We start from the raw sequence: 10876 nt of genomic DNA, 5'->3' as shown, positions 1-10876 counted from the left end.
GCTCCTGGCTGGCGAAAAATCCCCGGTTCCAGCTGCATTTCACTCCCACCTCGTCCTCGTGGCTCAACCTCGTCGAGCGCTGGTTCCGGGAGCTGACGGACAAGGCCCTGCGCCGTGGAGCGTTTCATTCCGTACCGGACCTGATCAACAAGATCGAAGAGTATCTCACCGTTCACAACACCGAACCCAAACCCCTGGTCTGGACCGCGACCGCAGACTCAATCCTCAAAAAAGTRGCCCGCGGCCGCGTCGCCCTCGAATCCATCAAACAAAACTGAGACACACCACTAGTTGGGTCAAAGCCATGTCGCTGCCACACACCGGGATCTACCATGGCACTACCGCGCCGACGGAGAGCGGTACGCCTAAGGAGACCGGAATGTTCACCCTGCAGATTGAGCACGCGATCAAAGACTTTGACATATGGAAGGCCGCCTTTGACCGCGACCCGGTGGACCGTGCGGGCTCGGGCGTTGTAGCCCACCGGATTGGACGCCCGGTGGACGATGCGCAATACATCGTGGTGGAACTCGACTTTGAGAGCCGGGAACAGGCCGAGGGGCTGCTGGCCAACCTGCACGAGAAAGTGTGGAACTCCCCCGACGTGGCACCTGCCCTGTCCGGTGCCCCGAAGACCCGGATCGTTGAGGTAGTGGGCTAGCCGCCCGGAACCGCGCGGCCTGCAGGCCAGGCCAGTGCCTCAGGCGCGGTGGCAGATTGACGTCATGAACGGGGTGAAGTCCTGCGCAACGCCCAGCCGGAGTTCCGCGGTGTGGATCAGGACCCCCCGGTCGACCCTGAACGTGTGCCTGGCGGTTCCGCGGTCGCTGTGCCGCTCCACTGTCAGCGTGGAATCATGCCAGACGCCGCGCGACGGCATTGCCGGAGGCCGGCCCATGCTGTCGACGTAGTACCAGAGGGTTTCATCGTGGTCAGGGTCCACGGTGAAGACGCCGTGGCCCTCGAAATGGGTGCCGTCCGCCTCGGTGTGACGGTAGGTCTGGACCACGGCGAAGCCGCCCGCCGCCCGCGTAAACGTCACCTCCGCCGTGGCGGTCCGGGCGGGCCCCCAGTGGGACGCGGCCAGCTCGGTGGTTCCCAGCCAGCGCCCGACGAAAATCTCGAGCGCCTCGTGTGCTGACCCCGGTTGCGGACGGTCCATTCTTTCCTCCCGAGTGGGGTTGGCTCCATCATCGCCCCGCCCCCGGGGCGTGTCCAGAGACACGCCACCCACGCGTCAGAGGCCGAAGGTTTCGCTCTCCTCGAAGGGCCCGACCACCGTTACCGTGCGGGGCGCCGCGGCAAGTTCGCGGGCCAGTTCCTGGACCTGCCCGGCCGTCACGGCCTTAATGAGCCGGAGCGTTTCGTCGATGTCCTGGTACTCGCCGGACACCAGTTCCGCGCGGCCCAGGCGCGACATGCGCGACCCTGTGTCTTCCAGCGCCAGCACGATTCCGCCGCACAGCTGACCGACCGCTTTGCGGCGTTCGTCGTCGGAAATACCGCCGTCCGCGAGCTTGTCGAGTTCCGCGCCGAGGAGTTCCACCACCTGGCGGACCTTGGTGGGCGTGCAGCCGGCGTACATCCCGAAATAGCCGGCGTCGGCGTAGGAGGAGGCGAAGGAATAGGTGGAGTAGACCAGTCCGCGCTTCTCGCGGATCTCCTGGAACAGTCGGGAGGACATTCCGCCGCCCAGCACGGCGTTCAGCACGCTCATGACGTAGCGGCGGTCATCCGTGGCCACAATCGTGGGGCAGCCCATGATGATGTTGGCCTGCTCCACCGGGCGCTTGACCACGTGGAGGCCCGCCGTCCCGGTGATGTCCGCGCGTACCGTGGACCGGCGGTCCACCGGCGCCGCGCCGGGCACAAGCGGCCAGCCGGCAGCGTGGAGGGCATCCACCACGAGGCGGCAGACGACGTCGTGCTCCAGGCCTCCGGCGGCGGTGATCACGAGCTCGTCGGGACGGTAGTACCGCCGGTAGTGGTCCCACACCGAATCGCGGGCCACAGCCCGGATGGCGTCCGGTGTGCCGCCGATGGGCCGCCCAAGCGGGTGGGTTCCGAGCACCGCGGCGACAAAATGCTCATGGGCAACATCCGTGGGGTCATCGCTGTCCATGGCGATTTCCTCCAGGATGACGTCCCGTTCCTGCTCCATCTCAGCGGGATCCAGCACGGCGCCGGTGATCATGTCCGCGATCACGTCAATGGCCATGGGCAGGTCGGTGTCCAGGACCCGGGCGAAGTAGCAGGTGCTCTCCTTGGCGGTGGCGGCATTCGATTCCCCGCCCACCTCGTCGAACGCCGACGCGATTTCGAGCGCGGTGCGCCGCTTGGTGCCCTTGAACAGCAGGTGCTCCAGGAAATGCGTGGAGCCGTGCTGGCCCGGTGCCTCATCGCGGGAGCCCACGCCGACCCAGAAACCGATGGTCGCGGACCGCTGGCCCGGCATCGCCTCGGTCAGCACCCGCACGCCGCCGGGGAGAACGGAACGGCGGACTTCGGAGCCGCCGTCGGCTCCGTGGATCAGGGTGTCGCCGGGGTGGTTCTGCGCCAGGGGCAGGGGTACGACAGTCATCAAGGCCTTTCAGGAAGCGGAGCCAAATCTGCCTGCAATCGTACCAGCGGGCCCCGCGGTCGGCGTCTCCCCGGGAGCCCGGGTTAACGGCGGCGGGGCCGGTGGATCAACCACCGGCCCCGCCGTCTTCAGCTCAGCAACGACTGCGTGTCGCCGCCCGAGCCGTGGAACTACTCGGCGGCGTCGGAGCCCTCCGCGTTTGCCGAGGCGTGAACGCGGTCGGCTTCGCCGGCGCCTTCTTCTTCGGCCACCACGGGAGACAGGGACAGCTTTCCGCGGTCGTCGATCTTGGTGATCTCGACCTGGATCTTCTGGCCCACGGAGACCACGTCTTCGACGTTGTCCACGCGCTTGCCGCCGGCGATCTTGCGCAGCTCGGAGATGTGCAGCAGGCCGTCCTTGCCCGGGGTCAGGGAAATGAAGGCGCCGAACGTGGTGGTCTTGACGACCGTGCCCAGGTAGCGCTCGCCGATTTCCGGAACCTGCGGGTTGGCGATGGCGTTGATCGCGGACCGTGCTGCGTCAGCAGACGGACCGTTGGTGGCGCCGATGTAGACCGTGCCGTCGTCCTCGATGGAGATGTCCGCGCCGGTGTCTTCCTGGATCTGGTTGATCATCTTGCCCTTGGGGCCAATGACCTCGCCGATCTTGTCCACGGGGATCTTGACGGCGATGACGCGCGGTGCGAACTCGGAGAGCTCGTCCGGGGTGTCAATCGCGGCGTTGATGACCTCGAGGATGTGCAGGCGTGCTTCGCGGGCCTGCTTCAGCGCTGCTGCCAGCACCGAGGCGGGGATGCCGTCGAGCTTGGTGTCCAGCTGGATGGCCGTGACGAACTCGGACGTACCGGCGACCTTGAAGTCCATGTCGCCGAAGGCGTCTTCGGCGCCAAGGATGTCGGTCAGGGCCGCGTAGCGGGTCTGGCCGTCAACCTGGTCGGAGACCAGGCCCATGGCGATGCCGGCCACGGCGGCCTTCAGCGGCACACCGGCGTTGAGCATGGACAGCGTGGAGGCGCAGACCGAGCCCATCGACGTCGATCCGTTGGAGCTGAGGGCCTCGGACACCTGGCGGATGGCGTACGGGAACTCCTCGCGGGACGGGAGCACCGGCACGAGCGCACGCTCGGCCAGGGCACCGTGGCCGATTTCGCGGCGCTTCGGCGAACCGACGCGGCCGGTCTCACCGGTGGAGTACGGCGGGAAGTTGTAGTTGTGCATGTAGCGCTTGCGCGTCACCGGCGACAGCGAGTCGATCTGCTGTTCCATCTTGAGCATGTTCAGCGTGGTGACACCCATGATCTGGGTTTCGCCGCGCTCGAAGATTGCCGAGCCGTGGACGCGGGGCAGGACCTCGACCTCGGCGGTCAGCTGGCGGATGTCCGTCAGGCCGCGGCCGTCGATGCGGATCTGGTCCTTCAGGATGCGCTGGCGCACCACGTGCTTGGTGACGGAGCGGAAGGCTGCGGACAGTTCCTTCTCGCGGCCTTCGAACTGGCCGGACAGCGAAGCAACGACTTCTTCCTTCAGCTCGTCGGCGGCGGTGTCGCGTTCCTGCTTGTCGGCGATCTGGAACACGGCGGTCAGCTTCTCGGCTGCAGCGGCCTCGACGGCGGCGTACACGTCGTCCTGGTAGTCCAGGAAGACCGGGAACTCAACCGTGGGCTTGGCGGCGCGGGCTGCCAGGTCCTGCTGAGCTTCGCAGAGGGCCTTGATGAACGGCTTGGCGGCCTCGAGGCCTTCGGAAACAACCTCTTCGGTGGGGGCAGTGGCGCCCTGTTCCTTGATGAGGTTCCAGGAGTTGTCCGTGGCTTCGGCCTCGACCATCATGATCGCGACGTCGTCACCGGCTACGCGGCCGGCAACCACCATGTTGAAGACGGAGTTCTCCAGCTGGGAATGCTTCGGGAAGGCAACCCACTGCGAGCCCTGCTCGTCTGCCACGAGGGCAACGCGGACGCCGCCGATCGGGCCGGAGAACGGAAGTCCGGACAGCTGGGTGGACATCGAGGAGGCGTTGATGGCCACGACGTCGTAGAGCTCATCCGGGTTGATGGCCAGGACGGTGACGACGATCTGGACCTCGTTGCGCAGGCCCTTGACGAAGGCCGGACGCAGCGGACGGTCCATCAGGCGGCAAGCCAGGATGGCCTCGGTGGACGGGCGGCCTTCACGGCGGAAGAACGAGCCCGGGATACGGCCAGCGGCGTACATGCGCTCTTCGACGTCGACCGTCAGCGGGAAGAAGTCGAAGCCTTCGCGGGGGTGCTTGCCGGCCGTGGTGGCGGACAGAAGCGCGGTGTCTTCGTCGATGTACACCATGGCTGCGCCGGCTGCCTGCTTGGCAAGGCGGCCGGTTTCGAAGCGGATTACACGCTTGCCAAAGCGGCCATTGTCAATGACTGCTTCTGAGAACTGGATTTCGGGACCCTCCAAGAGAGTCACCTCCGTTTCTTGTTTAACGGAAGTCCAGCCGCATCAACCCAGTCCAGCATCTGTCTACTGGCCTGCACTGCACCCGGTCATCGATCGAGACCCACGGGCCGGGCTTCAGTCAACGAAGCTTCCCGGGGATCACTACCGAGGACCGCGAATGCGTGATGCGGTTGATCCTCCTGTTTAGTTTTTCTACTGAAGAAGGCGGCCCGTTCCATCAGAGGAAAGGGCCGCCCCCTGGTTCAGACTAGCGGCGCAGGCCGAGACGCTCGATGAGCGCACGGTAGCGGGCAATGTCCGTGTTCTTGAGGTAGGTGAGCATGCGCTTGCGACGACCAACCATGGCCAGCAGACCGCGCTGGGTGTGGAAGTCGTGCTTGTGCTCCTTCATGTGCTCAGTGAGATCCTTGATCCGCTGAGTCAGGACCGCAACCTGGACCTCCGGCGAACCGGTGTCGCCCTCGGACGTTGCGAAATCCTTGATGATGGACTGCTTTACAGCGGCGTCAAGTGCCACAATAACTCCTAGAGATGTGCCGTGAGGCCCGAGTCAGTACTTCACTGCCGGGTGTGCCGGGCGGATCTTCCCCTTGACAAGAGAGTCCCGCACACAGCAGGATCCAGCAACCACGGACTGCAGCCGGATCCACCGCTTAGTTTACCGGCCTTGTTGCAATCTTGTCGAAACGCGGCAGAACCGTCAGTCGGCCGGAAGCAGGGCCCGGATGGCGTCCATGCCGCGGTGCACCTCCGTGAAGCCCGTGCTCAGTGGGGAGAGCCCGATCCTGATGCCCTGCGGTGCGCGGAAGTCCGGGATGACGTCCTTCTCCCACAGCGCCGCCGTCACCTCGCGGAAGGCCGGATGGTCAACGGTGATGTGGCTGCCGCGCAGTTCCGGATCCCGCGGCGTTGCTAGCCTCACCCCGGCTGGTGCGAGCCACGCGTCGTGAAGCTCCAGCGCATATGCCGTGAGCCGGCGCGATTTCTCCCGGATGGCAGGCATGCCGGCTTCCTCGATCAGGTCCAGTGTGCCCCGCATCGCGATCATTCCGAAGATGGCGGGCGTGCCGCTGAGGAAGCCGCGGATTCCCGGGGCCGCCTCGTAGCCGGGCCCCATTTCGAAGGCATCCTTCCTGCCCATCCATCCCCAGATGGGCTGCGACAGCCCGCCAAGGTGCCGGGCCTTGACGTAGGCGAAGGCCGGCGAGCCGGGGCCGCCGTTCAGGTACTTGTAGGTGCAGCCGGCGGCAAAATCGACGCCGCAGGCGTCCAGCTCCAGCTCCACTGACCCCGCGGAATGGCACAGATCCCACACCACCAGCGCGCCGGCGTCGTGAACCGCCGCCGTTATTCCGGGCAGGTCGGCCAGGAACCCCGAGCGGTACGCCACATGGCTGAGAAGCACGACGGCGGTGGCCGGCCCTACGGCCTCCCTCACCTGGTCGAGGGTCACCCCGGAGGAAGGGTCGGCGTCGATCCAGCGCAGGGTCAGCCCTTCCTCCCCCGCGATGCCCTCGACGAGGTAGCGGTCGGTGGGAAAATTGTCCGTGTCCAGGACGATTTCTGTCCTCGTGGGATCCTTCACTGCTGCCAGCGCCGCGCGGATCAGCTTGTACAGGACCACGGTGGTGGAATCGGCGATGATGGTCTGGCCCGGCGCGGCACCGAGGACCGCCCGGCCGAGCTGGTCGCCGATGGCCTGGGGCAGCTCCAGCCATTCTTCGTCCCAGCCGCGGATCAGGCGGCCGCCCCAGCCCTCGTGGATGAATGTGCTGATGTCGCCGGGCGTGCGCTTGAGCGGGCGGCCCAGGGAGTTGCCGTCCAGGTAGGACAGGTCAGTTTCCGTGCCGATGAAGTGGCTGCGGTAGCCTGCCAGCGGGTCGGCGGCGTCGAGTTCGACGGCGCGCTGCCTCAGGGCGTCTGAGGTGCCCGTCGCCTGCGGGTTGGTCGCGTGCGGGTTAGGGGCGCTCACTGGCCGATCTCCGTCCGGACGGCGAACAGCTCGGGGAAGAACGTCAGTTCGAGGGCTTTCTGCAGGAAGGCCGCACCGCTGGAGCCGCCGGTCCCTGCCTTCATGCCGATGGTCCGCTGCACGGTGCGCAGGTGCCGGAACCGCCACAGCTGGAAGTTGTCCTCCAGGTCCACGAGTTCCTCGCAAGCCTCATAGGCGCCCCAGTTGGCGGAGGCGTTTTCATAGATGTACTTGAAAAGCGGCACCAGTTCGGGCGCGAACTCATGGGCCTTGGTCACATCCCGGTTGAGCACGGAATCGGGTACGTCGAAGCCCTGCCGCTTGAGGTACGCCAGGAATTCGTCGTAGATGCTCGGGGCCTCGAGGACTTCCTGCAGCAGCGCGTGGGCCTCCGGATCGGATTCGAACACCGGCAGCATCTTCTTGTTCTTGTTGCCCAGCACGAATTCCACGGCCCTGTACTGGCTGGACTGGAATCCGGAGGAGTTGCCCAGGAAGCCGCGGAATTCCGAGTATTCCGTGGGTGTCAGCGTGGCGAGCACCGACCACTGTTCCGTCAGGGTCTTCTGGATGTGCTTGACCCGCGCGATGCCTTTGAGCGCGGTGCCGAGATCGTCCGCCCGCAGCCGTTCCGCGGCGCTCCGGAGTTCATGGAGCACCAGCTTGAGCCACAGCTCCGTGGTCTGGTGCTGGATGATGAACAGCAGTTCGTCGTGATGTTCCGGCTGGCTGACCGGCTGCTGGGCGCTGAGCAGCGTGGGCAGCTGGAGGTAGGACGCGTAGCTCATCCGCGAACTGAAATCGCGGACGATCCCCTTGTCCAGTTTTCTGGTGTTCTTCTCCACGGTCACAGCGTTGCCTTCCTTGCCAAGTTACTGTGTGGGGCGGACGGTTCAGCGCTTGAGGAGGATGCCGTGCGTCTGCACCACATCCTCGCGCATCTGCTCCACGAGGGCTTCAGGCCCACGGTATGCCACCATGCCGCGGAGCCTGGCAACAAATTCAACTACTACTGTCTGGCCGTACAGATCGAAGTCCTCGATGGTCTCTTCCGGCCGGTCGATCACATGGGCTTCCACCTGGCGGCTGACGCCGTCGAACGTCGGATTTGATCCAACGGAGATGGCGGCCGGCCAGCGCGTGCCATCCTGGTCCACGAGCCAGCCCGCGTAGATGCCGTCGGCGGGGATGAGGCCGCTCGCTTCGTGGGCGAGGTTGGCCGTGGGGAATCCCAGGGCACGGCCCCGGGCGGCCCCGTGGACCACTTCTCCCCGCATCCGGTGCGGGCGGCCGAGGACCGCGGCAGCCGTGGCGACGTCGCCGTCGTTCAGTGCTTCACGCACCCAGGTGGACGAACAGCGGCGGTCCGTGCCGCCGTCGTCGTGCAGCGGGAAACCCTCGGAACCGAATTCGCTGATGACCAGCACCTGAAAGCCGAACTGCTCGCCCAGCTGCTTCATGGTGTTCAGGTCACCGGAGTTGCCCCGGCCAAAGCGGGTATCGTGGCCGATGACCACGTGGCTGGCGTGAAGGCTGTCAACCAGGACGGACCCCACGAACTCCTCGGGGGTAAGGCTCGCAAGCTCGAGCGAATACTTCATGACCAGCACGGCGTCCAGGCCAAGCTCGCCGAGGGCCTGGAGTTTGTCCTCCAGCCCCATGATCAGCTCGGGGGCACTCTCGGGTCGGTGGACCTGCGAAGGGTGGGGGTCGAAGGTCACGGCGACTGACCTGGCGCGGTTCATCCGTGCGGTCCGGATGAGCTGGGACAGCACCTGCTGGTGGCCGCGGTGGACGCCGTCGAAATTGCCGATAGTGACAACGGAAGGACCAAAGTCGTCGGGGACCTCGGTCGGATCGTTCCAGATGTGGACCATCAACCTCGCCTTTTACTACCTGACAGGAAACACGTCCGGGTGCCCTTCCAGGCTCCGGAACTCTCTAAGATTACCCGCATTCGTCCGGCGTCACGGACCGCGCCGGAGCCTGCGCACGTGGTGATCTACCGGCTGCGGGAGTCCCGGACACGCGGCAGTGACTAGGCGGACCGCGGGGCCGGCCGCCGGCGGTAGAGCCAGATCAGGCCGAGCACGGGCAGGATCAGCGGGATGAAAGCGTAGCCGCGCCCGAACAATGACCACACGGTTTCGTGCGGGAACTGGACGGCGTCGAACACGCTGAGCGCGCCAACGACGAGCACGCCGATCAGTTCCACCAGCACGGCGATGACGGACACCTTGAACCAGGTGCGTCCGGCTTTCGCCAGCGACACCGTGGCCACGACGTACACGAGGGCGGCGAAAGCCGACAGCACGTAAGCCAGCGGTGCCTCGGAGAACTTGGTGAGAATCTGGTAGCCGGCGCGGGCGGTGGCCGAAATGGCGAAGACGGCGTAGACGGCGATGAGGAGGCGGCCCGGTCCCGTGTTCCGGGTGTCGGCCGGCTTCTTGGCCGTATGTTCGGAGGACGTAGCTGTCACGTTGCGTGCTTCTTCCACTTCAGTACCAGATCTGGTTCATTCGGGCGGCCATCACCAGGGCGGTCACACCGACGGCGGCCAGGACAAAGTTGCTCCAGCGGGTCCGCTCCAGGATGGACCAGTACACCGCTGCGACGGGCAGCATGAGGGCGGTGACGATGTAGCCCCAGAATTCCCAGGCCTCCCCCGCGATGCGTTCCCCGGCGATGACCCGGACGATCGAACCCACCAGGTAGACCAGCAAGGCCAGTTCGACGGCGGCCACCGACAGGATGGTGACATCGTTGGGGGCCTTCTTTAGGATGCCGGCCACCACGCAGATGATGGTGGACAGGAGTCCGACCCCCAGAATGATGTAGAAATATGCGTCCAAGGCTATCCGGCCTGCCCGCCGGTATTCGATACGCCGGTGGCCGGTCCGCCTGTTCCCGGCGCGAACACGAGCACGGGCTTCGCGAAACTGCCGGTGTCCGCCAGCAGCGCCACGAGTGAACCGTCGGGCGCGAACGCGGCCGCCGGACGCTCCGCTGTGGCTGCGTCAGCCGAGCCGGCCGGGGCTCCGGCGGCGATGCGGCGGCCGAAGGAGATCTCGGTGGTTTCCTCGGCGCTGAGCTCACGGTTGGGCATGAGGGCACGGGCGGCCTTGGACATTTCCAGGACCTGGAGCTCTTCGGCAAGCTGCTCGAGCGTCCGGGCCTGGTCCAGCGAGTACGGACCCACGTGGGTCCGGCGGAGCGCCGTCAGGTGCCCGCCGACGCCCAGGGAATCGCCCAGGTCGCGGGCCAGCGCACGGATGTACGTGCCGGAGGAGCACTCCACCGTGACATCCACGTCCACCACTTCACTGCCCTGTTCCCGCTTGATTCCGTGGACTTCGAAGCGGTGGATGGTCACGGGCCTGGCCGCGAGCTTGACGTCCTCGCCGGAACGGACGCGGGCGTAGGCCCGTTCGCCGTTGACCTTGATGGCGCTGACACTGCTGGGCACCTGCTGGATCTCGCCGGTCAGGGCGGTTACCCCGGTGCGGATGGCGTCGTCGGTCAGGTCCGCGGCGCTGGCGCTGCTGACGATGTCTCCCTCGGCGTCGTCCGTGACCGTGGATTCACCGAGCCGGATGGTCGCCGTGTAGGTCTTGGAGGTGCCGACAATGTAGGTGAGCAGCCGTGTGGCCTTGTTGATTCCGACGACGAGCACGCCGGTTGCCATGGGATCCAGCGTTCCAGCGTGGCCCACTTTCCGGGTACCGGCGATCCGCCGCATCCGGCCAACCACATCGTGGCTGGTCCATCCCTGCGGCTTGTCCACTATTACCAGTCCAGAAAGCACGCCTCCCAGTATATCGGGGCCAGCCGGGCCGCCGGTTCCACGCCCTCCGGCCGTCTCCCCGCCGAGGGTGTATGGGATCGCGG

At 66.0% G+C, this 10876-nt stretch carries 12 protein-coding genes; 2 read left to right on the top strand and 10 right to left on the bottom strand.

Features of this window, described 5'->3' with window-relative positions:
- Both ASG92_RS29855 and ASG92_RS14825 read left to right on the top strand, forming a co-directional pair.
- Nucleotides 1-278, top strand: a 278-nt coding sequence (locus ASG92_RS29855) for a transposase (RefSeq protein ID WP_240987141.1), incomplete at its 5' end; no start/stop codon positions are given.
- A gap of 101 nt (nucleotides 279-379) precedes the next feature.
- Entirely contained in the window at nucleotides 380-661 is a 282-nt protein-coding gene (locus tag ASG92_RS14825; protein WP_056629615.1) for a hypothetical protein, read from the top strand.
- 39 nt (nucleotides 662-700) lie between these two features.
- Here the strand turns inward: ASG92_RS14825 and ASG92_RS14820 are convergent, their stop codons facing one another.
- The 10 genes from ASG92_RS14820 to truB form a co-directional block, all read right to left on the bottom strand.
- Nucleotides 701-1162 (bottom strand): DUF1579 family protein, encoded by a 462-nt coding sequence (locus ASG92_RS14820; RefSeq protein ID WP_056629614.1) that lies wholly within the window; start codon nucleotides 1160-1162, stop codon nucleotides 701-703.
- Nucleotides 1163-1237: 75 nt separating this feature from the next.
- A complete protein-coding gene (locus tag ASG92_RS14815; protein ID WP_056629611.1) occupies nucleotides 1238-2581 on the bottom strand; it encodes a pitrilysin family protein in 1344 nt (447 codons plus the stop codon).
- A 170-nt stretch (nucleotides 2582-2751) separates the two neighbouring features.
- Nucleotides 2752-5016, bottom strand: a complete 2265-nt coding sequence (locus ASG92_RS14810) for a polyribonucleotide nucleotidyltransferase (RefSeq protein WP_056629609.1) — start codon at nucleotides 5014-5016, stop codon at nucleotides 2752-2754.
- Between the two features lie 247 nt (nucleotides 5017-5263).
- On the bottom strand, nucleotides 5264-5533 hold the full coding sequence (gene rpsO, locus ASG92_RS14805) for a 30S ribosomal protein S15 (RefSeq protein ID WP_028271969.1): 270 nt from the start codon (nucleotides 5531-5533) through the stop codon (nucleotides 5264-5266).
- A gap of 183 nt (nucleotides 5534-5716) precedes the next feature.
- On the bottom strand, nucleotides 5717-6988 hold the full coding sequence (locus ASG92_RS14800) for an aminotransferase class V-fold PLP-dependent enzyme (protein ID WP_056629607.1): 1272 nt from the start codon (nucleotides 6986-6988) through the stop codon (nucleotides 5717-5719).
- Complete coding sequence (gene kynA / locus ASG92_RS14795; protein ID WP_056629605.1) at nucleotides 6985-7839, bottom strand: tryptophan 2,3-dioxygenase; 855 nt, start codon at nucleotides 7837-7839, stop codon at nucleotides 6985-6987. Before kynA ends, ASG92_RS14800 begins: the two co-directional genes overlap by 4 nt.
- 42 nt (nucleotides 7840-7881) lie before the next feature.
- A complete protein-coding gene (locus ASG92_RS14790) occupies nucleotides 7882-8865 on the bottom strand; it encodes a bifunctional riboflavin kinase/FAD synthetase (protein ID WP_056629603.1) in 984 nt (327 codons plus the stop codon).
- 161 nt (nucleotides 8866-9026) lie between these two features.
- Nucleotides 9027-9467, bottom strand: a complete 441-nt coding sequence (locus ASG92_RS14785; protein ID WP_240987140.1) for a hypothetical protein — start codon at nucleotides 9465-9467, stop codon at nucleotides 9027-9029.
- A 19-nt stretch (nucleotides 9468-9486) separates the two neighbouring features.
- Nucleotides 9487-9840: a hypothetical protein gene (locus tag ASG92_RS14780; RefSeq protein WP_056629600.1), complete on the bottom strand. Its 354-nt coding sequence runs from the start codon at nucleotides 9838-9840 to the stop codon at nucleotides 9487-9489.
- A 2-nt stretch (nucleotides 9841-9842) separates the two neighbouring features.
- Nucleotides 9843-10793: a tRNA pseudouridine(55) synthase TruB gene (gene truB, locus ASG92_RS14775; protein ID WP_200951976.1), complete on the bottom strand. Its 951-nt coding sequence runs from the start codon at nucleotides 10791-10793 to the stop codon at nucleotides 9843-9845.
- Nucleotides 10794-10876: the final 83 nt, after the last annotated feature.

The sequence above is a fragment of the Arthrobacter sp. Soil736 genome (assembly GCF_001428005.1).
In the GTDB taxonomy this organism is placed as follows: domain Bacteria; phylum Actinomycetota; class Actinomycetes; order Actinomycetales; family Micrococcaceae; genus Arthrobacter.
This window is presented reverse-complemented; position numbering and strand designations above follow the sequence as displayed.